General features: G+C 67.7%; 19 protein-coding genes. 8 read left to right on the plus strand and 11 right to left on the minus strand.

All coding sequences use genetic code 11. From position 1 onward, the window contains the following. Positions 1–18: 18 nt before the first annotated feature. On the plus strand, positions 19–1308 hold the full coding sequence (ilvA, locus tag BST27_RS04795) for a threonine ammonia-lyase (RefSeq protein WP_069417065.1): 1290 nt from the start codon (positions 19–21) through the stop codon (positions 1306–1308). 78 nt (positions 1309–1386) lie between these two features. Here ilvA and BST27_RS04800 read toward each other — a convergent pair whose 3' ends face one another. Further along, positions 1387–2043, minus strand: a complete 657-nt coding sequence (locus BST27_RS04800) for a pyridoxamine 5'-phosphate oxidase family protein (protein ID WP_069417066.1) — start codon at positions 2041–2043, stop codon at positions 1387–1389. Positions 2044–2083: 40 nt separating this feature from the next. On the opposite strand from BST27_RS04800, the gene BST27_RS04805 reads away from it, so the two are divergent. The 3 genes from BST27_RS04805 to BST27_RS04815 all read left to right on the plus strand — a co-directional run bounded on the left by BST27_RS04805 (position 2084) and on the right by BST27_RS04815 (position 4544). Next, positions 2084–3409, plus strand: a complete 1326-nt coding sequence (locus BST27_RS04805; protein ID WP_069417067.1) for an aminotransferase class I/II-fold pyridoxal phosphate-dependent enzyme — start codon at positions 2084–2086, stop codon at positions 3407–3409. 359 nt (positions 3410–3768) lie between these two features. Further along, positions 3769–4155: a hypothetical protein gene (locus BST27_RS04810; RefSeq protein ID WP_139805014.1), complete on the plus strand. Its 387-nt coding sequence runs from the start codon at positions 3769–3771 to the stop codon at positions 4153–4155. Beyond that, the gene (locus tag BST27_RS04815) at positions 4152–4544 is read left to right on the plus strand and encodes a hypothetical protein (RefSeq protein WP_069417069.1); all 393 of its coding nucleotides are present in this window, start codon (positions 4152–4154) and stop codon (positions 4542–4544) included. The genes BST27_RS04810 and BST27_RS04815 overlap by 4 nt, the downstream gene beginning before the upstream one ends. A 407-nt stretch (positions 4545–4951) precedes the next feature. Here the strand turns inward: BST27_RS04815 and BST27_RS04820 are convergent, their stop codons facing one another. The 7 genes from BST27_RS04820 to BST27_RS04850 all read right to left on the minus strand — a co-directional run bounded on the left by BST27_RS04820 (position 4952) and on the right by BST27_RS04850 (position 15792). Then, entirely contained in the window at positions 4952–5383 is a 432-nt protein-coding gene (locus BST27_RS04820; RefSeq protein ID WP_079219786.1) for a hypothetical protein, read from the minus strand. 65 nt (positions 5384–5448) lie between these two features. Then, a complete protein-coding gene (gene treZ, locus BST27_RS04825; protein WP_069417226.1) occupies positions 5449–7200 on the minus strand; it encodes a malto-oligosyltrehalose trehalohydrolase in 1752 nt (583 codons plus the stop codon). Next, on the minus strand, positions 7193–9490 hold the full coding sequence (gene treY, locus BST27_RS04830) for a malto-oligosyltrehalose synthase (RefSeq protein ID WP_069417071.1): 2298 nt from the start codon (positions 9488–9490) through the stop codon (positions 7193–7195). Before treY ends, treZ begins: the two co-directional genes overlap by 8 nt. A 3-nt stretch (positions 9491–9493) precedes the next feature. Further along, entirely contained in the window at positions 9494–11674 is a 2181-nt protein-coding gene (gene glgX, locus BST27_RS04835) for a glycogen debranching protein GlgX (protein WP_069417072.1), read from the minus strand. A gap of 36 nt (positions 11675–11710) precedes the next feature. Continuing rightward, positions 11711–13876, minus strand: coding sequence for an acyltransferase family protein (locus BST27_RS04840; protein WP_069417073.1), 2166 nt, complete (start codon positions 13874–13876; stop codon positions 11711–11713). A 108-nt stretch (positions 13877–13984) separates the two neighbouring features. Next, positions 13985–14986: an NlpC/P60 family peptidoglycan-binding protein RipD gene (ripD, locus tag BST27_RS04845; protein ID WP_069417074.1), complete on the minus strand. Its 1002-nt coding sequence runs from the start codon at positions 14984–14986 to the stop codon at positions 13985–13987. Between the two features lie 347 nt (positions 14987–15333). After that, positions 15334–15792 (minus strand): hypothetical protein, encoded by a 459-nt coding sequence (locus BST27_RS04850; RefSeq protein WP_069417228.1) that lies wholly within the window; start codon positions 15790–15792, stop codon positions 15334–15336. A gap of 81 nt (positions 15793–15873) precedes the next feature. Between BST27_RS04850 and BST27_RS04855 the strand changes: the two genes are divergently transcribed. The 4 genes from BST27_RS04855 to BST27_RS04870 are packed head-to-tail and all read left to right on the plus strand — an operon-like array spanning position 15874 to position 19533. Further along, the gene (locus tag BST27_RS04855) at positions 15874–17178 is read left to right on the plus strand and encodes an adenosylmethionine--8-amino-7-oxononanoate transaminase (protein ID WP_069417227.1); all 1305 of its coding nucleotides are present in this window, start codon (positions 15874–15876) and stop codon (positions 17176–17178) included. Between the two features lie 6 nt (positions 17179–17184). Further along, the gene (locus BST27_RS04860; protein WP_069417075.1) at positions 17185–18339 is read left to right on the plus strand and encodes an 8-amino-7-oxononanoate synthase; all 1155 of its coding nucleotides are present in this window, start codon (positions 17185–17187) and stop codon (positions 18337–18339) included. Between the two features lie 10 nt (positions 18340–18349). Beyond that, the gene (gene bioD / locus BST27_RS04865) at positions 18350–19024 is read left to right on the plus strand and encodes a dethiobiotin synthase (RefSeq protein ID WP_069417076.1); all 675 of its coding nucleotides are present in this window, start codon (positions 18350–18352) and stop codon (positions 19022–19024) included. Next, the gene (locus BST27_RS04870) at positions 19024–19533 is read left to right on the plus strand and encodes a 2'-5' RNA ligase family protein (RefSeq protein ID WP_069417077.1); all 510 of its coding nucleotides are present in this window, start codon (positions 19024–19026) and stop codon (positions 19531–19533) included. The genes bioD and BST27_RS04870 overlap by 1 nt, the downstream gene beginning before the upstream one ends. Positions 19534–19537: 4 nt before the next feature. Here BST27_RS04870 and BST27_RS04875 read toward each other — a convergent pair whose 3' ends face one another. The 3 genes from BST27_RS04875 to BST27_RS04885 are packed head-to-tail and all read right to left on the minus strand — an operon-like array spanning position 19538 to position 22999. After that, positions 19538–21235, minus strand: a complete 1698-nt coding sequence (locus BST27_RS04875) for a PE family protein (protein ID WP_069417078.1) — start codon at positions 21233–21235, stop codon at positions 19538–19540. 49 nt (positions 21236–21284) lie between these two features. Beyond that, entirely contained in the window at positions 21285–22643 is a 1359-nt protein-coding gene (locus BST27_RS04880) for a hypothetical protein (RefSeq protein ID WP_069417079.1), read from the minus strand. After that, on the minus strand, positions 22640–22999 hold the full coding sequence (locus tag BST27_RS04885) for a hypothetical protein (RefSeq protein ID WP_069417080.1): 360 nt from the start codon (positions 22997–22999) through the stop codon (positions 22640–22642). The genes BST27_RS04880 and BST27_RS04885 overlap by 4 nt, the downstream gene beginning before the upstream one ends. Positions 23000–23003 lie beyond the last annotated feature (4 nt).

The raw sequence follows: 23003 nt of genomic DNA on the forward strand, positions 1-23003 counted from the left end.
GCATGGCACCATTGACCGGTGACCGCTGAACTGAGCCCAACCCCGATGTCGCCGCTGCCTGTGCTTTCCGCAGCCGACATTGACGAGGCGGCGAAGCGCATTTCCTCGGTGGTCACGCCCACGCCGTTGCAGTTGAGCGATCGGTTGTCGGACATCACCGGTGCCACGGTGTACCTCAAGCGCGAAGACCTGCAGGTCGTGCGTTCCTACAAGCTGCGCGGCGCCTACAACCTGCTGGTGCAGTTGTCGGAGGAGGAGTTGGCGGCCGGCGTGGTGTGTTCCTCCGCCGGCAATCACGCGCAAGGCTTCGCCTACGCCTGCCGGTCCCTGGGCGTGCACGGCCGGGTCTATGTGCCCGCCAAGACGCCCAAACAGAAGCGCGACCGAATCCGCTACCACGGCGGCGAGTTCATCGAGTTGATCGTCGGCGGCTCGACCTACGACATGGCCGCCGAGGCGGCGCGCGCCGACGTCGAACGCACCGGGGCCACGCTGGTACCGCCCTATGACGACGCGCGGACCATGGCAGGCCAGGGCACCATCGCCGTCGAAATCCTGGCCGAACTCGACGAAGAGCCCGACGTGGTGATCGTCCCGGTGGGTGGCGGCGGCTGCATCGCGGGCATCACCACCTACCTGGCGGAGCGGACCGTCAACACCTCGGTCTTGGGCATCGAGCCCGCAGGAGCGGCCGCGATGATGGCCGCCCTGGCCGCCGGCGAGCCGGTGACTCTGGATCATGTGGACCAGTTCGTCGACGGCGCGGCGGTGAGCCGGGCCGGGACGCTGACCTACGCGGCGCTGGCAGCGGCCGGTGACATGGTGTCGATCACCACGGTCGATGAGGGCGCGGTCTGCACGGCAATGCTCGACCTGTACCAGAACGAGGGCATCATCGCCGAACCGGCCGGCGCGTTGTCGGTCGCGGGTTTGTTGGAAGCCAATGTCGAACCCGGGTCCACCGTGGTCTGTCTGATCTCGGGTGGCAACAACGACGTGTCCCGCTACGGCGAGGTGCTCGAGCGCTCGCTGGTGCACCTGGGCCTCAAGCACTACTTCCTGGTGGACTTCCCGCAGGAGCCCGGCTCGCTGCGCCGCTTCCTGGACGAGGTGCTCGGCCCCAACGACGACATCACCCTGTTCGAATACGTCAAACGCAACAACCGCGAGACGGGCGAGGCGTTGGTCGGTATCCAGCTGGGATCGGCGGCCGATCTGGACGGCCTGCTGGCCCGGATGCACGCGACGGAGATTCACGTCGAGACCCTGCATCCGGGCTCACCCGCCTACCGCTATCTGTTGTTCTAGTTCGGCCCGTCGCGAGCGTGCGCAGTTGTACGCGCTGCGCCGCGTGTCGGCGGGCAGACACGCACGCTCGGCGAGGGGTTACTGCAGGTAGGTCGGCAGCGGGGTAGCCGGGTCGAGGTCGGCGGCGGGCTGCGGTGCCCCGGGCGTGAGTTTCAGCGGTATCACTCCCGCCCAGTGCGGCAGAGCCATGTCGTCCGGGTCGTCGGCCACGCCGCCGGTGCGCACCTTGGCCGAAACCTCACGAAGGTCGAGCGCGAGCACCGCGGTCGCGGCGAGCTCACGGGCATTCGGAGGCCGGCAATCGGCGGCACGGCCGGGTCGGATGTGGTCGAGCAGGGCGTTCATGGCCCGCAGCTTCTCGGCCGGGTCTTCGACCAGCCGGGCCGTGCCCATCGCGACCACCGACCGGTAGTTCAGCGAATGGTGCATGGCGGACCGGGCCAGCACCAGCCCGTCGACCAGCGTCACGGTCACACAGACCGGCAGCCCAGCGGGCTTGGCGGTGAGCATGGGATTGCTCCCGGTCGACCCGTGCACGTAAAGGGTTTCGCCGAGGCGGGCGTGGGTGGTGGGCAACACCGCGGGCCGGTCGGCGTTGAGGAAGCCGAGGTGGCAGACGAGCGCTTCGTCGAGGATTCGATGGACCGTCTCACGGTCGTAGCGGGCGCGCTCTCGGTAGCGGGTCGGTGTGGTGTGCGGTGTCGGGCGATATGCGCTATCGGTGCTGGTCTTCATCGGGTTGCCTCGGATTTTGTACTAGTACATAATTATCTGTGTGCCAGTACAATACCGGATCGAGGGGACCGGCGCGGAATCCATCGCCGCCAACATCGAAGAGGCCATCTCGCGGGGCGCACTAGCGCCCGGCGCCACGCTGCCCCCGATCCGCGAGGTTGCCGCCGACCTGGGCGTCAACGCCAATACCGTCGCCGCCGCCTACCGCCTGCTGCGCGAACGCGGAGCGGTGGAGACCGCGGGCCGGCGCGGGACCCGGGTGCGGGACCGGCCCGCCACCACCCCGCGCTCCGCCCTGGGCGTCGGCGTCCCACCGGGCGCGCGCGACCTCTCGACGGGCAATCCCGACCCCCATCTGCTGCCCATCGCCGTCGCCAACTGGTCGCTGGGCTCCCGATCGCCGGTGTTGTACGGGGAGTCCGGCATGTCGCCGCAGCTGCTCAAGCGTGCGCGCGCCACCCTGGCCGCCGACGCCGTCCCGGCAATCCATCTGACGCTGACCAGCGGGGCGCTCGACGGCATCGAGCGGGCGCTCAACGCACACCTGCGACCGGGTGACAAAGTCGCGGTCGAGGATCCCGGGTGGGCCAACCTGCTGGATCTGCTTGCCGCACTGGGGCTTTCCGCCGAGCCGGTGCGCGTCGACGATGACGGGCCGCTGCTGCTGGACATGGCCCGGGCGCTGCGACGTGGCGTGCGGGCGGTGATCGTGACCACCCGGGCGCAGAACCCGACGGGAGCCGCCTTGTCCGCGGAACGGTGTGCCGCGTTGCGCAGCCTGCTGGCGAGCCGCACCGCGGAGGTGTTGGTGATCGAAGACGATCATTGCGCCGAAATCGCCGGTGCACCACTGCACCCGTTGGCGGGTGCGACGCGGCGCTGGGCCTTTGTCCGGTCGGCGTCGAAGGCATACGGCCCGGACCTGCGTCTGGCCGTGATGGCCGGAGACCGCCGCACCATCGAGCGGGTACACGGGCGCCTGCGCTTGGGCCCGGGTTGGGTCAGCCACCTGCTGCAGGACCTCGCCGTCGACCTGTGGTCGGATGACGCGGCCACGACCCTGGTCCGCGAGGCCGAACAGCATTACGCCGCCAACCGCGAGAGCTTGTGCGCGGCGTTGGCCAACCGCGGTGTGGTTGCTCACGGTCGATCGGGCCTCAACGTGTGGATTCCGGTTCCCGACGAGGCGGTGGCCTGCACCCGGCTGGTCAACTCGGGCTGGGCCGCGGCTCCGGGCACCCGGTTCCGCATGGGCACGCCACCGGGGATCCGGGTCACCATCGCGGACCTGGCCGCCGACGAGATCGACACCCTGGCCGACGCCATCGCCGACGCGGTACGGAGCAATGACCGCCGCAGTGTGTAGCGGTCACCCGTAGCCCCGAGTGGACGCGAACGCCCCCGATTTCACCACCCCGCATCTGTAACCCACATGTGGATATGAGAACTGGCCCATTGAATTGCGGAGGACTCACGCGCACCATAGTCCGTGGGATAGGCCCCCAGGGGAGCCCAGCCAGCGACCGAACCGACTAGGAATTGGGGCGATAGTTGAGCGCGCACCAGCAGGAGGAACCCGAAACAGTCAGAGAGGCGTGGGAGAGAACCCGTCTCCGCTGGAAGAATTTGAAATGGCCGAGGCTATGGATGCGGCTGGGCGGTTGGTTTATTTTCGGAGTGCTTGTTTCCCTCGTCCCGGTAGGACTTATCTGGACGCTTCGCGCCTTGACCTCGCAAGACCACGACTTGGGTCACATCGTTTCTGACGGCGAACTCCTTCTGATTTCGGCCGTAATAGCGGCAGCCGCCGCCGGCGACCTTCTCAGCCGTAAGCGCAAGAGATTCAACTTGTCTGCCGGCGAAATGGCCGTCGTGGGGGGCGCCATGCTTTTGCTCTTCGGCGGTGGCGGCACGTACGCAGGCATCGCGGCTCTAAATCACTTGAAGGTGACAGCGCAAGCTGGAACGAATGACGAAGTGAAGAAATATCTAACAACCATGATAAGTGCTGATAACGGCTGGCCAGAGATTTGGTGCTGGTCAGCGTTCGGCGCGAGCCTTCTCCTCGGCGCATGTAGCATATTTGTCATAGCACTGGAGGAAGCTGGATGATCATCGAGTTGGTTCCCTTAGTGCCCATTGCGGCTGCGGGCCTGGGCGCCTTATCGGGTGTGGTCGGCGTCGCCGTGACTAGCTTGCGTCGTCCGACGAAAAAGCACTTAGGTTCGGGGCCAAGGTCGCTCGTGTCAGCGGAAGAACCGTCGCAAGCGTCGGCGCAGGATGGTCAGATTGCAATCTACCGGCCTGCTTCTGGCGAAGTGGCCCACATCGTCGACCTAAATCTCGATAAGTTCCGGGAAATAGCGAGCGCCGTGTCGCGGGGTGCCGAGGACGCTGCCATGTCCGCATTGCGCGCAGAAGCGCCGCCCGACGCGCACCTTCAGGTGGAGAAAGCCGAAGCACCTCTACTCGAGACCCCGCTTGAGATGAAAACCGGATAACTAGTCGCGCTGGCTTCCTTCTAGGTCTTTGCCCCGGGAAGGCCCGGATCAGGCACACGCCCATCATTTTCGGCGTATTGGTGTGTTGTAAGCGCGCCTCAGAGGACTGGGGCGGGTTACATCTGCTGTTCTTAAGCCGGGCAATCGCCTCCGCGATCTGCGCCGCCACTTCCTCATAGGGCCGGGTCACGTCGTGGTGGGGTTCGTCGGTCTGGCGGTTCGGGTGCTCGCGGCCCTCCGCGCGCTGCCGGTGGCCAGTCACGGCTCGCGAACCCAATTTAGTCCCTTCGCGCACAACGTGCTTCGGAGGCGTAGGCGAGGGACGTCAACTGCGGGCTCATCGTCGTCATGAGAAGAGCGTCGTGCGCGGCGCTTGGCGGATCCTTGGAAGATCCTTGATTCGGCCGTCAGGCCGGCTCGATCTGGATGACGGCTTCGTCGTTGGCGCGAAATATGGGCAGCAGGGGCACGTCGTATTGCGCGGCCGCGTCCGTCAGCGCCTTCGCCCACTGCCGATCCGACGGCGAGATCCCGCCCCGTCCCGGACCGGTCAACAGCAGCGCCACCGTGCTTTCTGCCGGCAGGTCGTCGAGCCGGCTCTGCAGACCCGACATCACGCCCCTCGAGACCAAAGCCCGCGGCGAGGGGCCGATCGGTACCTGAGTCAAGGTCTTGATGAGGCGGCGATCCGGTCCCAGGAAGCCGATCCACAGCAGCCGCTCGCCGAATCCCAGCGGCCCCATCAATGCGCGCCATCGTTCGCGCAAATCGGACGCGGAATGGACTGGGTCGGTGGCGGTTTCCATCGGCGGGATGGGTAGCGATTCGTTGATAGTCACGGGCGGAATCATCGACGTACCCGCCCTGCGGGCGCTATTCAGTCATCCCCAACCTGGAACGGCGCTTACCCCGTCACCGCTGCCTCGGTGCCACCGTCGGCGGTCAGAATGGCGAAAGAATGCCCATCCAGCTCGGTGGCCGCGCCGTCAACTCGCGGGCCGCCCCAGGCCAGCACCACCTGGCCCGCGACCGGCACACTGACCGGCTCGGCGCCTAGGTTGCAGGCGATTGCAAATCGGCCGCGGCGCAACACAATCCAGCGTTGCTCCTCGTCGTAATCGACGACGAGGTCGTTCAGCCAGGGATCGGCCAGCTCGGCTTCGTTGCGGCGCAACGCGATCAGGTCGCGGTACACGGCGTACAAGCGGGCGTGTTCCTCATCGCCGAGCTCATCCCAGTTCAGCTTGGAGCGCGCGAAGGTCTCCGGGTCCTGCGGGTCGGGGATGTCGTCGGCATCCCAGCCGTGCTCCGCGAACTCCGCCTTGCGTCCTTCCCTCGTGGCCTGCGCCAGCTCGGGTTCGGGGTGGGAACTGAAGAACTGGAAGGGGGTCGAGGCTCCCCACTCCTCGCCCATGAAAAGCATTGGGGTGAACGGGGAGGCGAGCACCAGGGCGGCCTTCACCGCTAGTTGGCCGGCGGTCAGATTCTGCGAAGGCCGGTCTCCGAGGGCGCGGTTGCCGACTTGATCGTGGGTACAGGTATAGGCGAGCAATCGGGTAGCGGGGATCACGGAGGTGTCGATGGGACGTCCATGACGCCGGCGTCTGAACGACGAATAAGTGCCGGCGTGGAAGAAGCCGTGCCGCAGGGTGTGCGCCAGGGTGGCCAGGGAACCGAAGTCGGCGTAATAACCCTGGCGCTCCCCGGACACCGACGTGTGGACCGCGTGATGGATGTCGTCGGCCCACTGTGCGGTGATTCCGTATCCACCGCGCTCGACGGGAGTAATCAGTCGCGGGTCGTTGAGGTCGCTTTCGGCGACGAGGGACAGCGGACGGCCCAACTGCTCCGACAGCCAGCGTGTTTCGGTCGCCAACTCCTCGAGGATGTGCACGGCCGTGGTATCCACCAGCGCGTGGACGGCATCCAGTCGCAGTCCGTCAGCGTGGAAGTCGCGCATCCAGCGCAACGCGCAGCCGATGATGTAGCGCCGAACCTCGTCGGAGTCGGCGTCGGCGATGTTGATGCCTTCGCCCCACGGATTGCTGGCCGACGACAGGTACGGCCCGAACCTGGGCAGATAATTGCCCGACGGACCGAGGTGGTTGAACACCGCGTCGATCAGCACTCCGAGACCGCGCCCATGGCACGCATCGACGAATCTGACCAGACCGTCGGGTCCGCCGTAGGGCTCGTGGACGCTGTACCAGAGCACACCGTCGTATCCCCAGCCGTGGGTGCCGGCGAAGGAGTTGACCGGCATCAGCTCGACGAAGTCGACCCCGAGATCGACAAGGTAGTCCAGCTTTTCGATGGCGGAATCGAACGTGCCGGCCGGGGTGAAGGTGCCGAGGTGCAACTCGTAGATCACCGCTCCGTCCACCGCGCGCCCCGCCCAGTCGTCGTCGGTCCAGGTGGCGGCGGCCGGGTCCCACAGCTGCGAGCGCTCGTGGACCCCGTCGGGCTGACGGGCCGAGCGCGGGTCGGGCAACACCTTGGGGTCGTCGTCGAGCAGGAACCCGTAGCGGGCGTCCGGCGGTGCATCCACGGTGGCGTGCCACCAGCCGTCGTCGGTGCGCCGCATCGGGTGTACCGAGCCGGCTACATCGAGGCGCACCAGCTCGGGTTTGGGCGCCCAGACCCGGAATTCAGCCACGATCACGCTCCAGCAGGACGACGGGCAGGTCGGAGAACAGTTGCGCGGCGGCGGTCGGTCCGCTGGCCACGGCGCCGCTGAGGGTGTCGGTCCACGATCCTTCGGGCAATGGCACCACGGTGTTGCCCCAGCCGATGTCCTTCAGCCGCACCGTCCACCGGGTCACCGCGACCAGGATGTCCTCGCCGCGGTGGAAGGCCAGCACATGCTCGCTGGCGTCGCCGTGGGCGAGTACCGGGATGTAGTCGCCGTGCAAGAAGGTATCGGGGTGCGCGCGCCGCAGCCGCAGTGCCGTGGTGACAACCCGAATCTTGGGATGCTGCAAGTCATTCAGGGCCGCCCGCCGAACCTCATAGTCGACCTCGCGGCGGTTGTCGGGGTCGACGAGGCTGTCGTCCCACAATTCGGTGCCCTGGTAGACGTCGGGTACCCCGGGCACCGTCAAGGCCAGCAGCTTCTGGCCCAGCGCATCGCTGGCGGCATGCGGGTTGAGTTGTCCGACGAGCTTGGTCAACTCGTTGGCCACGGGTCCGTCGAGCACGCGGTCGAGCCAACCGTGCACCGCGTCTTCGAACTGGGTGTCGGGGTCGTTCCAGGTGGTGTGCCAGGCGGCCTCGCGGATCGCCTTCTCGGCGTAGCCGTGCAGTCGGTCACGTAGCTGCGGCGTGACCTCGCCGGCGAGCGGCCAGACGCCGAATATGTTCTGCCACAGGAATTGTCCGGTCGCGCGGTCGGGAGGCGGCGCTAGCGATTCCCACCGCGAGACGAACTCGGCCCACAGGGAGGGAACCTGGGACAGCACACCGATGCGGGCACGCACGTCTTCGCCGCGCTTGGTGTCGTGAGTGGTGAGGGTGGTCATGGTCTGTGGCCACAACCGTGCGCGGGTCGCGGCACTGTGGTGAAACTCGGCCGCGCCGACACCGAACCGGTGCGGCTCGCCACCCACCTCGTTGAGCGAGACCAGTCGGGCGTCGCGGTAGAACAGGCAGTCCTCGACGGCTTTGGCGGTCACCGCCCCGCACAGCTGTTGCAGACGGGTGGCCGGTTCTCCGCCGCGGGCGAGCGCCGCGGCGATGATTTGTAGCGCGGGTCCCAAATGTGGTTGCGCAGCTTCGGTTTCCGCGAGCGCGGCGGGCAGCAGGGCGGCTAGGCCGGGGTAGTCGGAGCGGTACACGTCAATGTTCGTCAGCAGTGCGGCGACAGCGACGGGCAGCAGGGGATCATCGGCGCCCGCTGCTGCCGCGATGCCGCGACGTAGCCTGCTGAGCTCACTGCCCAGGGTGTCGGTGGCGGCTTTGATCTTCAGTTCGGCCAGCATCGCGGGCATGGCGTCATAGTCCACGCCCGCGGACTCGACCAGCTCGGTCAGCGCCGGCTTTCCCTGCGGGTCGACAAAGACACCGCCCACTTCGCGCAGGACGTCATAACCGGTGGTACCCGCTATCGGCAGTGTCGGTTCGAGCGCCTCGTCGACGCCCAGGATCTTTTCGATCACGATCCAGGCCCGGTCGCCGACCAGCTCCCGCAACCAAACCAGATACCCGCTGGGATTGGACAATCCGTCGGGATGATCTATGCGGACGCCGTCGACCAGTCCGTCGCGGAACCAGCGGGCGACCTCAGCGTGACACGCGTCGAACACGGCGCGGTCTTCCTGACGCAGCCCGGCCAACGAGGTGATCGAAAAGAAGCGGCGGTAACCGACGACACCGTTTTTCCAGCCCACCAGTCGGTAGTGCTGGCGCTCGTGCACCTCCGGTCCGGTGCCGTCCCCGGTGCCAGGGGCGATGGGAAACGCCAGGTCGCCCAGGCGCAGCAACTCACCGTCAACCGTCAGATCGGCGACGTCGTCGTCGGAACCCAATACCGGCAACACGATTCGGCCATCGGCCAGCTCCCAGTCGATGTCGAAGTAGCGCGCGTAGGCCGACTCCCGCCCGTGCTGAAGGACATCCCACCACCACCGGTTCTGCTGGGGCTGGTCGACACCGACGTGGTTGGGCACGATGTCGACCACGAGTCCCATGCCGCGTGCCCGCGCCGCCGCCGAAAGTCGAGCCAGGCCCTCGGGCCCACCCAATTCGGCTGACACGGTGGTCGGATCGACGACGTCGTAGCCGTGCGCGGATCCCTCCGTCGGGCTCAGGATGGGGGACAGGTACAGATGCGAGACCCCGAGGTCATCCAGGTAGTCGAGTAGCTTTTCGGCGTCGGCGAAGGTGAACGCGAACCCGCTGGACGCGCCCCGCAGCTGCAAGCGGTAGGTGGATAAGACCGGAAAAGCCATGCGCTACAGCGTCTTACGCAGTATAAGTACGGATCTTCCGGGCAGTGCGAGTTCCTCTTCGGCCTTGACCACTCGGCTCGCGTCGCCGGTGGGACTGGTCGTGTCCAGCTCGACCGTCCATTCTTCGGCGTAGTCCCTGGACGGCATGGTGAACGCCACGTCTTGATCGTGGGCGTTGAAGCACAGCAGGAAAGAGTCGTCGACGACGCGTTCGCCGCGACGGTTGGGTTCGGGCAACGCCTGCCCGTTGAGGAAGACCGCGATGGACTTGCCGAAGTCGTTGTCCCAGTCTTGAGCAGTCATCTCCTGGCCGGACGGCGTCAGCCAGGCAATGTCGTGAGCATCGGCACCGCTGCGTACCGGTTTTCCCTTCAAGAAGCGGCGCCGGCGAAACACCGGATGCTTCTTGCGCAACGTCGTCACCTTGCGGGCGAAGGCCAGCTGATCGGCATTCTTCTCGACCAACGACCAGTCCATCCAGGACAACTCGGAGTCCTGGCAGTAGACATTGTTGTTGCCCAGTTGGGTCCGTCCGATCTCGTCGCCGTGCGAGATCATCGGAGTGCCCTGGCTGACCATCAGCGTCGCCCAGAAGTTACGCATCTGCTGGCAGCGCAGCTCGGTGATGTCGGGGTCGTCGGTGGGCCCCTCGACGCCGCAGTTCCAGGACCGGTTGTGGTTTTCGCCGTCGCGGTTGTCCTCGCCGTTGGCCTCGTTGTGCTTCTCGTTGTACGACACCAGGTCATTCAGCGTGAAACCATCATGAGCGGTAACGAAATTGATGCTCGCACTGGGACGTCGCCCAGTCGCCTCATAAAGGTCCGACGACCCGGTCAGCCGGGAAGCGAACTCGCCTAGGGTTGCGGGCTCGCCCCGCCAGTAATCGCGCACAGTGTCGCGGTATTTCCCGTTCCACTCGGTCCACAAACCTGGGAAGTTGCCAACCTGGTAGCCGCCCTCTCCGATATCCCACGGCTCGGCAATCAATTTGACCTGGCTGACCACCGGATCCTGCTGCACCAGGTCGAAGAACGCCGACAGTCGGTCGACGTCGTAGAACTCACGGGCCAGGGTGGCGGCGAGGTCGAACCGGAAACCGTCGACATGCATTTCCAGCACCCAGTAGCGCAGCGAGTCCATGATCAGCTGCAAGGTGTGCGGGTGTCGCACGTTGAGGCTGTTGCCGGTGCCCGTGAAGTCCTTGTAGTAGCGCAGGTCCCCGTCGACGAGTCGGTAGTAAGCGGCGTTGTCGATGCCGCGGAAGTTGATCGTCGGGCCAAGGTGATTGCCTTCGGCGGTGTGGTTGTAGACCACGTCGAGGATGACCTCGATGCCGGCCTCGTGAAAGGTGCGGACCATCGACTTGAACTCGGCGACCGCGGCCCCGGGCTTGCGGCTCGCCGCGTACTGGTAGTGCGGGGCGAAGAAGCCAAATGTGTTGTAGCCCCAGTAGTTTCGCAATCCCAGGTCCAGCAGCCGGTGATCGTGCAGGAACTGGTGCACCGGCATCAGCTCGATGGCGGTGACATTGAGCGACTTCAGATGGTCGATGATCACCGGATGGGCCAGCCCGGCATAGGTGCCGCGCAGTTCGTGCGGGATGGCCGGGTGTGTCTGCGTCATGCCCTTGACGTGCGCCTCGTAGATGATGGTCTCGTGGTAGGGCGTGCAGGGCGCCCGGTCCGATGCCCAGTCGAAGAACGGGTTGATCACCACGCTGGTCATGGTGTGGCCCAGCGAGTCGACCATCGGGGGAGTCCCGGTCTGGGAGGGGTCCTGGTCGGCAACTTCTAGGTCATAGGAGTACAGCGCCTGCCCGAAGCGGAAATCGCCCACGAAGGACTTGCCGTAGGGATCGAGCAGCAGCTTGCTGGGATCGCAGCGGTGACCCCGGTCCGGGTCGAACGGCCCGTACACCCGAAACCCGTAGCGTTGGCCGGGCGTGACGGCGGGCAGGTAGCAGTGCCAGATATAGCCGTCGACCTCATCGAGATTGATTCGCGTTTCGGTCCCGTCCTTGGCGATCAGGCACAGCTCGACCCGCTCGGCGACCTCGGAGAACACCGAAAAGTTCGTGCCTGCACCGTCATACGTGGCGCCGAGCGGAAACGCGGTCCCGGGCCACACCATCGCCAGCGCCGGGGACGTGTCTGTGGTCTCGGGATCGTGCTGGCTCGAGGACATCACTTGACCTTAACCGCGTCCGTTCGCCGTCGCGTGTCACCACCAACCGGTAGCCGCCGCAATCTGGCGGCCGAGGGCAGGTGCCATTGTCCGCATGTAGGTGGGGGTGATGTGGTGCGCGTCGCGGTAGATCAACACATTCCCTTCGACCGAGCGGCACACGTCGGGCCGGCATATCGCGTCGGACAAGTCCAGCGGCTTCAGCTGCGGGAACTGAGCGATGAAGTCCAGGGTCTGGTTGTACTCGGACAACAGGTCGGACCGCTTGAGATCGCACTCGTCAACGTCGCTGCCGCGCTTGGCCAGACAGTCCGCGGGGGTGAACGGTTGGCCGTCCTTGACCAGCCACGGCGTGTCCCGCATGCCCAGGACTGGAATGTTGTTGTCGGAAAACGTTTGCCAGATCCCGATGTAGGTGGCGGGCATCACGTCGCCGGGCTTGATGTTCCACGGCCGCGTGGTGGTGGTGAACACGTAGTCAGGGTGGTCGGCCACCAGCTTGGCCATCGTCGTCTCCACCCACTCCCGGCACTGTGGATAGGGCGCGTTGTTGCCCATGATCAACGGGACCTGTTCGGTGGACAGCGCGCAGCCCATCTTGAGGTACGTCACCACCCTGAAGTGGTGCAGGCGACCGAGCAGATCCAGCGCGGGCAGCCAGTGTTCGGCGTGCGAGCCGCCGGCCAGAGCAATAGTCCGCGTCGCATCCGTGTCGCCGTACGTGCAATTGACCAGCGCCGGGTTGACGAAGTCACTGATGCATCCCTCGCGGGTGGACAGTGGAAGGTCTTCCTTGACCTCCAGTACCGTCGGCCGCATCCGCAACTTGGGCACCCGCACGTGGTCGGTCAGCGCCCGCGCGCCGGGATAGTCCTGAGCGCTCAGGCCGTTGAGTTCCTTGCCGGCGGCGCGTAGCACCGTGATGTGCTCGCGCCAGCTGAATGACGTGGCGGTCAGTGTGACGCCCAGCAGGACCACGGCCGAACCCAGTGTCATCGTCGGACGCCGCATGCGCAGTCGCAGGGGAATCTGCGGCGTCGCCCCCTGCTTCGCCCCTGCGGCGGGTGCGCGATACCGCAGCGGTTCCTCGACGTGGCGCATGGTCACGTACGCCAGCACGCCCGACACCAGCAGCACCGCCGTGCCTTCGATGAAGTTGGCTTTCTTGTGTCCGGTGAACGACAGCCAAAAGATCAGCAGCGGCCAGTGCCAGAGATACAGCGAGTACGCCATCGCGCCCAGCGTCACGAGTGGCGGGAGTGCCAGCAGCCGGGCCGGCAACGTCATCCGGTCGCGGGTGTCGGGACGGCTCTGCATGTTCGCCCCGGCCAGGATCATCAGCATCGCGGCGCCGACCGGGACCAGCGCCCACGGGCCGGGGAACTCATTGACCCCGTCGATCAGGGCGCCGCACGACACGATCGCTGCCAGCGCGATGGACGCGATGACCGTGCGTAGCCACATCGGCCAGCGGATGTAGGGCACCAGCGCCCCGACCAGCGCGCCCAGCAGCAACTCCCACGCGCGGGCAAAGCTGTTGTAGTACGCGGTGGACTGGTAGGTCTGATGCGCACTGATCGCGAAGCAGAACGACGCCACGGTCAACACGCTGAGCAACACCACGAACATCGTGCGCAGGTGACGGCCGAGCACGTCCCGAAACAGGTAGGCACAACCGGCGATCAGAGCAAGGAACGCGATATAGAACTGGCCCTGCACTGACATGGACCAGATGTGCTGCAGCGGGCTGACGGCCTCGCTGGCCCGCAGGTAGTCCGACGCCGTGTTGGCCAGCTCCCAGTTCTGGTAGTAGCCCAGGCTGGCCAGGCTCTGGTCGGCGTACGTCTCCCAGCGGGTCTCGGGCTGGATCAGCACGGTGAGCAGCGCACAACCGGCCAACACCACGACCAGGGCGGGGACCAGCCGTCGGACCAGCCGCACCACCTCGGTGCCCGGGGAAAGGGAGCGATTGAACGCCGCCCGCAGAATCTTGCCGCCGAAGAAGAAGCCGGACAGCGCAAGAAAGACGTCGACCCCACCGGAAACCCGGCCGAACCAGACGTGAAACATCGCCACGAGGGCAATCGCCACGCCGCGCAGGCCGTCGAGATCATGCCGGTAGAAGCCGGAACTGCGGGTCCCCATGGCGGGGCCGGCAGCCGGCTTTGCGGCGGTGACGGAGGGGGCTGACGGGTTGGGCATCGTCAGTTAATTTACCCAAAAGCCACCGCCCGCTCCTGCCGCTGAGCTGCGCAGTCAGCGGGGAAGCGGGCGGTGGAGGCTGGAAATGCTTTGCTCGGGCGTCCGAACTCAGTTTGTCGGAGCGAGGTAGGTCGGCGCCTGCGGGACCGTCTGCCCCGGGACCGTCTGCCCCGGCACAGTCTGGCCCGGGACCGTCTGACCTGGGACGGTCTGCCCCGGCACGACCTGGCCCGGGACGGTCTGACCGGGGACCGTCTGACCTGGCACGGTCTGGCCTGGGACGGTCTGGCCCGGCACGGTCTGACCTGGGACGGTCTGGCCCGGCACGGTCTGCCCGGGCACCGCCGCTTGAGCCGGGGCCTGACCCGGTATGGCGGCCTGGGCGGGCGCTTGGCCGGGGACGGCGGCCTGGGCGGGCGCCTGGCCGGGGACGGCGGCTTGGGCGGGCGCCTGGCCCGGCACGGCCGTCTGCCCCGGCACGGTCTGCCCTGGCACCGTCTGGCCGGGAACCGTTTGCCCGGGCACCGTCTGGCCAGGCACTGTCTGGCCGGGCACACTCTGTTGGATCGGCGATTGCTGCAGGGGCGTCTGCTGCGCCGGCGTCGTGGTTTGTGCGCCCAGGATCCGGACCAGGTACGGCGCCATGCCGCTGGTGCGCACCGGCGAGACCTGGACGACGTCACCCACCTCAACCATCTGACCGTTACCGAGGAACAGCGCGACGCTCTGCGTGCCCTCGGGGCCATAGAAGATCAGGTCAGCCTTGCGGGCTTGGGACGGCAGCACCCGCTGGCCGACCTTGTACATCTGGCCCGAAGACCGAGGCAGCTTGAGCCCGGCTCCGGCGTAGGCGTATTGCACCAGCCCCGAGGCGTCGAACCCGACGATGTTGGCGCCAGTGCCGGTGCCCCGGGTGGGGCCGGTGACGCCGCCGCCCGCCCAGGAGAACGGCACGCCGCGCTGTGACAGGGCCCGCTGGATCACGATGTCGGCGGCCTGCTGGTAGTCCATCGTTCTGTTGACCGGGTCGGCGAACGCGACCGCTGGTTGGGCCACCATCGGCGCCGCCAGGATCGCTGCACCGACGGCGAAAGCGTAGATGCGTTTCATGGGGTTCCAACCTCCTTGGCCCTCGCGGGCGCTGTGTGCCTTGACGGTGTGCCTCAACGCGGTGACTTCGCGCCGCGGCGGCCGCTCATGACTCCCGCGCCGGCCGCCGCACTGGGGCCTGAAGGAGCGCATGACACGTGGCAACGTGAATTGGCCCGGACTATCCGTTGTATTCACACCAGTCACTACAGACACTCTGACAACACAAAAGAGGGGTTGCCATAGCCGCAGGGGATTATTTGTCGGAACGTGACCGGACGGTTACTGGTGCACCCAATCTCATGCGGGCAGTTGTGATTTCGATCTCACAACGATTGCGTCCGGCAACACTGGGCCCGCGCTCGTCGTCAGAAGCGTGCGCTGAAGCCGGCCAGCGCGGAACAGAGCACCGACGTGATGGTGAGGACGGCGACGCTGATGAACGGCCAGAAGGACATGTACCAGCCCCTGACCATCGACACGAACGGGCCGAGGACGGCAGCCGTGATGGCGCCACCGATTCCGCCCCACATGAACGGATAGATGTAGAAGTTGACGCCGTAGGGAACCGGCGGGCAATCGTCGGTGACACAGACGGTTTCAGTGAATCCGAACAGCTTTGACGACCAGCTGGTGAGCGAGAGCAACAGCAGCAGCGCACCCAACAACGCCATCGTGAAGACCAGGTCCCACGGCTTGATTCGCAGCCGGATGATCTGCGGTCCCGGCTCGGTGACCTGCTCGGGCATCGTCTCGGGGACCTCTTCGGGCATGACCTCGGCGTCCGCGGCGGCGCTGGTTTCTGGCGAGTGATTCGGCAAAGCCATGCCTTGCATGCTCCCCGATGGCCGCGGTTTGCGCGACCGACACGGTGTTGTGCTGCATTAGTGTCGGTCTCCATGGCGTTCATGCCAGAGGCCGCACCGGGGTTGACCCCCGACCAGATCCTTGCGATCGACGCGGCCCACCTCTGGCACCCCTACAGCACCATCGGCGTCGAATCGCTGCCGCCCGTGGTGGTGGTCGCGGCTCACGGCGCCTGGCTGACGGCGATCCGTGACGGACGGCCGGTCGAGGTGATCGACGCCATGAGCTCGTGGTGGACCGCGATCCACGGTCACGGCCATCCGGTCCTGGATGCGGCGATGACCGCCCAGCTGGGCACGATGAACCACGTCATGTTCGGCGGCCTGACCCACGAGCCGGCGGCCCGGTTGGCGAAGCTGCTGGTGGACATCACCCCGGCGGGTTTGGAGACGGTGTTCTTCAGCGATTCCGGTTCGGTGTCGATCGAGGTCGCGGTGAAGATGGCGCTGCAGTACTGGCGCAGCCGCGGACTGCCCGCCAAACACCGGCTGATGACCTGGCGGGGCGGATACCACGGCGACACCTTCACCCCGATGAGCATCTGCGACCCCGACGGCGGCATGCACTCGCTGTGGACGGACATCCTCGCCGCGCAGGTGTTCGCCCCGCAGGTCCCTCGCGACTACGACCCTGAGTACAGCGCGGCGTTCGAAGCGCAACTGGCGCAGCATGCCGCGGAGCTCGCCGCGGTGGTGGTCGAACCCGTCGTGCAAGGCGCGGGCGGCATGCGTTTCCACGATCCACGCTTCTTGACCGATCTGCGCGACATCTGCAGCCGTCACGACGTGCTGCTGATCTTCGATGAGATCGCGACCGGGTTCGGCCGGACCGGAGAGCTGTTCGCCGCGGACCACGTCGGCGTCAGCCCCGACATCATGTGTGTCGGCAAGGCGCTGACCGGCGGATATCTCAGCCTGGCGGCCACCCTGTGCAGTACCGAGATCGCGCACACGATCAGCACCGGCGAGGCCGGCGCCTTGATGCACGGGCCCACGTTCATGGCCAACCCGCTGGCGTGTGCGGTGTCCGCGGCCAGCGTCGAGCTGCTGCTCGGCCAGGACTGGAAGGCGCGTGTCGACGAAATCGCCACCGGCCTGACCGTCGGACTGGAAGCCGCCCGCGCGCTACCGGCGGTCACCGACGTGCGGGTACGCGGCGCCATCGGCGTCATCGAGTGCGACCGGCCGGTCGACCTCGCCGTGGCCACGCCCGCAGCGCTGGACCATGGTGTGTGGCTGCGCCCGTTCCGCAACTTGATCTACGCCATGCCGCCCTACATCTGCCCTCCCGAAGAGATCGCGCAGGTCACCTCCGCGATGGTCGAGGTCGCGCGACTCGTAGGCTGAACACCCATGAAGGGCGTGCGGGTACCGATCGAGACGTCACCGCTGGCCTGGCTGGACGAGGTGGAGCAGCAACGGCGCGCGGCGGGATTACGGCGCTCGCTGCGGCCGCGTCCGGCGGTGGCGACCGAGCTGGACCTGGCCTCCAACGACTACCTCGGCCTGTCGCAGCATCCCGACGTCATCGACGGCGGGGTCCAGGCGCTGCGGGTGTGGGGTGCCGGTGCCACCGGTTCTCGTCTGGTCACCGGCGACACCGAGCTGCACCAGGAATTCGAAGCCGAACTGGCCGAGTACGTCGGCGCGTCCTCGGCGCTGGTGTTCTCCTCCGGCTACACCGCGAACCTGGGAGCAGTCGTCGGCCTCACGGGTCCCGGGTCGCTGCTGGTGTCCGACGCCTACTCGCACGCATCCCTGGTGGATGCATGCCGGCTGTCGCGGGCCCGGGTGGTGGTGACGCCCAATCGCGACGTCGGCGCCGTCGACGCGGCCTTGGCGGCACGCGACGAGGAGCGCGCCGTCGTCATCACCGATTCGGTGTTCAGCGCCGACGGCTCGCTGGCCCCCGTTCGCGAGTTGCACGACGTGTGTCGCCGCCGTGGCGCGCTGCTCATCGTCGATGAGGCGCACGGCCTCGGTGTGCGCGGCGGCGGGCGCGGGTTGCTGTACGAAGCGGGCCTGGCGGGTGCGCCGGACATCGTGATGACCACCACGCTGTCGAAGGCGCTCGGCAGCCAGGGCGGTGCGGTTTTAGGGCCGGCGCCCGTTCGTGCCCACCTGATCGACGCTGCCCGGCCGTTCATCTTCGACACCGGGCTGGCCCCGGCGGCGGTCGGCGCCGCCCTGGCCGCGCTGCGGGTGCTGAAGGCAGAGCCGTGGCGGCCCGACGCGGTGCTGCGGCACGCCAGTGAACTCGCCCAGATCTGCGACGTGCCCGAAACACCGCAGTCGGCGGTGGTTTCGGTGATCCTCGGCGATCCGGAGGTGGCGCTGGCCGCCGCCACCGCGTGCCTGGACGCCGGCGTGAAGGTGGGGTGCTTCCGGCCACCGACCGTGCCCGCCGGGACGTCTCGGTTGCGTCTGACCGCGCGCGCTTCGTTGAGCGGCGACGAACTCGAGCTGGCCCGGCGGGTCCTGACGGACGTGCTGTCCAGGTCCTCGTGAGGCGCGCCCTTTGAGCGTCCTGGTCATCACCGGGACCGACACCGGCGTCGGAAAGACCGTCGCCACCGCCGCGCTGGCCTCACACGCCCGGCAGGCCGGCATCGATGTCGCGGTGTGCAAACCCGCCCAAACCGGTACCGACGACGGGGATGACGACCTCGCCGAGGTGGGCCGGCTGTCCGGGGTCACCGAACTCGTCGGACTGGCGCGGTACCCGCTGCCCATGGCGCCCGCGGCCGCCGCGGAGCGGGCTGGCCTGTCGTTGCCCACGCGTGCGGAGGTGGTGCGGGTGATCCGGGAGCTGGACCGTCCCGGCCGGCTCACCCTGGTCGAGGGCGCCGGCGGCCTGCTCGTCGAGCTCGCCGAGTCGGGCGTGACGTTGCGTGATCTCGCCGTCGACCTGCGCGCCGCCGCGCTGATCGTCGTAGCAGCCGGTCTCGGCACGCTCAACCACACCGCGCTGACCATGGAAGCTCTTGTCGCGCAGGGAATTTCATGCGCCGGGCTGGTGATCGGCAGCTGGCCGGCGCGGCCCGGGCCGGTGGAGACCTCCAACCGCAGCGCGCTGGCGCGGCTGGCTCCGGTGCGGGCCGTCCTGCCTGCGGGCGCGGCCGTGGCGCCGGACTTCGCGGCCCTGAGCGCGGCGGCGTTCGACCGCGACTGGGTAGCGAGTCTGGTCCGCTGATGGTGCATTCGATCGAGCTGGTCTTCGACGGCGACACCGAGGCGACCATCCGTCGCATCTGGCAGGACCTGGCCGACGCGGGCATACCGAGCCAGGCCCCGGCCAGTCGCCCGCACGTGACGCTGGCCGTCGCCGAACGCATCGACCCGTTGGTCGACGAGTTGCTCAGGCCGGTCGCCGAACGCCTGCCGCTCAACGCCGTGGTCGGCGCGCCGGTGCTGTTCGGACGGGCGAACGTCGTGTTCACCCGGCTCATCGTGCCGACCACCGAGTTGCTGGCCCTGCACGCCGAAGTCCATCGGGTGTGTCGTCCCCACCTGTCGCCCGCGCCGATGTCCAACAGCCTGCCGGACCGTTGGACCGGGCATGTCACGCTGGCCCGCCGGGTCGGTGGCCACCAGTTGGGGCGGGCGCTACGCATCGCCGGCCGTCCGGCGCAGATCGACGGCCGTTTCGCCGGCTTGCGCCGCTGGGAGGGCGACAAGCGCGCCGAACACCCGATCGGTTGATTTTCTAGCCCGGTTGGCCCGCCTTGCCCGGCGATCCGGGCGTGCCGTCGGCGCCCACCTGGCCGGGGGTGCCGTCCAGGCTCGGGTTGAAGCCTCCGACCCCGAGACCAGCTTCGCCTCCGGCGCCGCCACCTCCCGCGGTCGCGCCGCTACCTGCACCACCGCCCGCGCCGAATCCGCCCGCAGTGCCGAATAATCCGCTCTGACCTCCTGCGCCGCCGTTGCCGCCGTCGCCGCCGTCGCCGCCGTTGCCGCCGGTACCGCCGTCGCCGCCGTTGCCACCGTTGCCGTTGGCTACGTTCGAGGTCCCGCCGTTTCCACCATTTCCACCGGCGCCACCCAGAGCGCCAGCGCCGCCGTCGCCCGCGCCGCCTCCGATGCCGCCGTGTCCGCCGTTGCCGACCAGCAGGCCACCGCGACCACCGGCACCTCCGTCGCCTCCGGCCCCGCCTGTGCCACCAGTGGCGCCGACGCCGCCGGTGCCGCCGTTGCCTCCGCTTCCGGCGACGCCGACGGTTGCACCGGTGATGCTCGCGAAGCCGCCGGTTCCCCCGTTGCCGCCGGCGGCACCGATGCCGCCGGCTCCGCCATCACCGCCGTTGCCGCCGAAAATCTGCTGCGCGGATGTTAAGAATTCGGAGGCAGCGCCTCCCCCTTCGCCTCCGTCGCCGCCCGGCGCACCAGCGCCGCCAGCGCCGCCGGTCCCACCGGTCCCTCCAATCGCCTGGCCGCCGGCGCTAATGGCGAGCCCTCCTTCGCCCCCGGTGCCGCCGGGGGCACCGGGGCCGCCGGTTCCGCCCGTGCCGCCGGTGCCACCCCACGCAGCGGTGTTAGCATCACCGTTGCTGGCACCGCCGAAGCCGCCGTTGCCTCCGGTCACACCCGTAGCGTTGCCGGGAGCGCCGGTCTGGCCGTCGGCCCCAGGGCCGATAAAGTTCTGGCCGCCGTTCGCCCCCTCGGCCGCCTGGCCGGTGGGGGTGACGGGGAGGGGATTGCCGGTCGTGCCGGTCGCGCCTTGGCCGCCAGCCCCGCCGGCCCCGCCATCGCCGAACCACCAGGCGTTGCCGCCGGCACCGCCGTTCCCACCGAAACCGCCGGCGACTGTCGCGGCCCCACCGGCGCCACCAACCCCGCCGTTGCCATACAGCCACCCGCCGCTGCCACCGGTCCCGCCCGGCGCACTGCTGCCGCCGACGCCGCCAGCCCCACCGTTGCCGAGCAGCCCGGCCGAACCGCCATTGCCGCCGCGCTGGCCCGGGTCGCCTGCCGCACCGTTACCGCCGTTGCCCCACAGCAGCCCGCCCGCTTCGCCGGCCTGGCCCGGTGCTGTCCCGTTGTTGCCATCGCCGATCAATGGGCGGCCCAGTAGCGCCCGAGCGGGCGCGTTGACGAGATCCAATACCGGCTGCAGCGGCGACGCAGCGGCCGCCTCGGCACTGGCATATGCATTCCCGCCGGCGGTCAGGGCGCGCACAAACTGCTCGTGAAACGCCGTCACCTGGGCACCGATCGTTTGATAGCCCTGTCCGTGCGCGCCAAAGGCCGCGGCAATGGCCGCTGAGATCTCATCGGCGCCGGCGGCGAGTACCTCGGTAGTTTGGGTCGCCGCCGCGGCATTGGCCGCGCTGATCGTCGAACCGAGTCCCGCTAGATCTGTGGCCGCGGCCAAGACCCCGTCGGGCAGGGCGATTACAAAGGACATGGCCGACCTCCCGCGCAGATCGCCAGATCGTATCGCTACTTTGGGGCCGCTACCCGCCGAACAGCAGATACAGCCCGGTGAAGGTGTAGCCGACCATGACCACCATCATGGTGAGCTGCCCGGTGAGCTGATGAGCCTTCGGCAGCAGCCGCAGCGCCTTGTCGTGCGCGGCGATCACCGCGACGATGTGGCCGGTGACGACGCACGCGACCTTGGTCGTCGACAAGACCGCGGGGTGCATCGACAGCACGTACGCAACGTGTTGGTGCGCCAGGCCGAACAGATTCCATCCCCGCCCGAACGGATCGGCCAACGCGATGATGGTCTGCTGTCCGCGCTCCACCAGATAGGTCAGGTAGTGGGCGAAGATGTAGCCCACCACGATCGGGATCAGCGAGTGCGCCATCTGGCCCGGCAACGCGCGGCGTTGCTCGGCGTCGACCCCGCCCGTCGCCCGAGCCGCCAGCGAAAAGGTCACGGCGACAACCGAAATGAACAGCAGGAGACCGAGGGTGCGCAACGTCGAGGACGTCACCGTCTCGGGCACCGCGTGCATGTCCCGCACGATTCCGTCGGAAAAATTGCGCCAGCTCGGTGACGCCGAATAGCTGTCGAAGGCGGTCGACCCGAGCAACACCGACAGCAGCACCACCACCCCCGGTCGGACGGGCAACGACGGCAGGTGGTCGAAGGGGTTGCCGATGGCGATCCGGCCCGTGTCCGCGTTCCGCCGGAACGGGCTGAGCCGAGAGACCGCCATGCTGTAGACCCCGAACGGGTCCGCTCGCGCCAGCCAGCGCTGCCCGCACAGCCACGCCCCGATGAGCATGGCAAGGGTGTAGATCAGCAACCAGCCCTTGACCCAGGTCAGTGCCGCGGGATCGGGACTGGCCAGTTCCATCCACACGAACGCGAACAGACCGAGCGCGGCGGGCCGATATCCCCAGGATTCCGGGTAGGAGAACCGTGCCTCACCGAGGCGGCGGGGCAGTACGCGACGTAACAGCAGGTACACCGTGCGGACGGGGGAAATGACTCGCCATACCGGTCCGAGAAGTAACGACAACGCCACCAACCCGACCCACAGCAGCACGTAGAACGCACCGAGGAGGCCGTTCGCCGTCGTTTGCGGTCCCCAAATGGCGGCCGCGACAACCCAGAGGGCGAACAGCAAGGCCAAGCCTGCCGCGGTCCAGCGGGCGACGGGGGAGTCCACCACTGTGGTCACCGCCCGCGGTAACGGTCGGCCCGGTTTGGCGGGGTCGAAGCGCGGCTTTCGCCATGCCAACGCGACCACGGCGAACGTGAAGGTCAGCGCCCAGGCGGCTCCGATCAGGGCGAAGGTGTACGGGATCGGAAGATCGTTCGATCCGCCCAGGCCGTGCGCCAGGGTGCCCGCGTCGGTCACGCGTTTACTTGGATCGTGACAACCGTCCGCTTGAGGTGGTGCAATTCCACGTCGACGTTGCCGGGAACGTCGACGCTGAACTGGAACTGCTGGTTGGGGGAGGCGGCCACCTCGAACTTGTGATCCGGCACCGAGTGCACGTGCAACTCATCCTTGACGTCGCTGGTGACATGCAAGGTGATCTGCTCGCCCACCGTGGCATTCATCTTGGCGTTCGTGGGCGTGACCTGACCGTTGGCGATCGTCACGTCGATCGTCAAGGCTTCGGCGGCCGGTTTGGGCGCCGAGCCGCCGCAGGCGACCAGGCTGGACAGCGCCAAGGTCAAACCCCCCGCGAGGAATGCACGACCAAGCATCGGG

The organism is Mycobacterium intermedium (assembly GCF_002086275.1).
Classification (GTDB): domain Bacteria; phylum Actinomycetota; class Actinomycetes; order Mycobacteriales; family Mycobacteriaceae; genus Mycobacterium; species Mycobacterium intermedium.

Excerpts from the sequence above, each read along its gene's own strand:
- BST27_RS04800 (WP_069417066.1), bottom strand. The coding sequence starts at position 2,043 with ATGAAGACCAGCACCGATAGCGCATATCGCCCGACACCGCACACCACA.
- BST27_RS04815 (WP_069417069.1), top strand. The coding sequence starts at position 4,152 with ATGATCATCGAGTTGGTTCCCTTAGTGCCCATTGCGGCTGCGGGCCTG.
- treY (WP_069417071.1), bottom strand. The coding sequence starts at position 9,490 with ATGGCTTTTCCGGTCTTATCCACCTACCGCTTGCAGCTGCGGGGCGCG.
- glgX (WP_069417072.1), bottom strand. The coding sequence starts at position 11,674 with ATGTCCTCGAGCCAGCACGATCCCGAGACCACAGACACGTCCCCGGCG.
- BST27_RS04840 (WP_069417073.1), bottom strand. The coding sequence starts at position 13,876 with ATGCCCAACCCGTCAGCCCCCTCCGTCACCGCCGCAAAGCCGGCTGCC.
- ripD (WP_069417074.1), bottom strand. The coding sequence starts at position 14,986 with ATGAAACGCATCTACGCTTTCGCCGTCGGTGCAGCGATCCTGGCGGCG.
- BST27_RS04850 (WP_069417228.1), bottom strand. The coding sequence starts at position 15,792 with ATGGCTTTGCCGAATCACTCGCCAGAAACCAGCGCCGCCGCGGACGCC.
- BST27_RS04855 (WP_069417227.1), top strand. The coding sequence starts at position 15,874 with ATGCCAGAGGCCGCACCGGGGTTGACCCCCGACCAGATCCTTGCGATC.
- BST27_RS04860 (WP_069417075.1), top strand. The coding sequence starts at position 17,185 with ATGAAGGGCGTGCGGGTACCGATCGAGACGTCACCGCTGGCCTGGCTG.
- BST27_RS04870 (WP_069417077.1), top strand. The coding sequence starts at position 19,024 with ATGGTGCATTCGATCGAGCTGGTCTTCGACGGCGACACCGAGGCGACC.
- BST27_RS04875 (WP_069417078.1), bottom strand. The coding sequence starts at position 21,235 with ATGTCCTTTGTAATCGCCCTGCCCGACGGGGTCTTGGCCGCGGCCACA.
- BST27_RS04885 (WP_069417080.1), bottom strand. The coding sequence starts at position 22,999 with ATGCTTGGTCGTGCATTCCTCGCGGGGGGTTTGACCTTGGCGCTGTCC.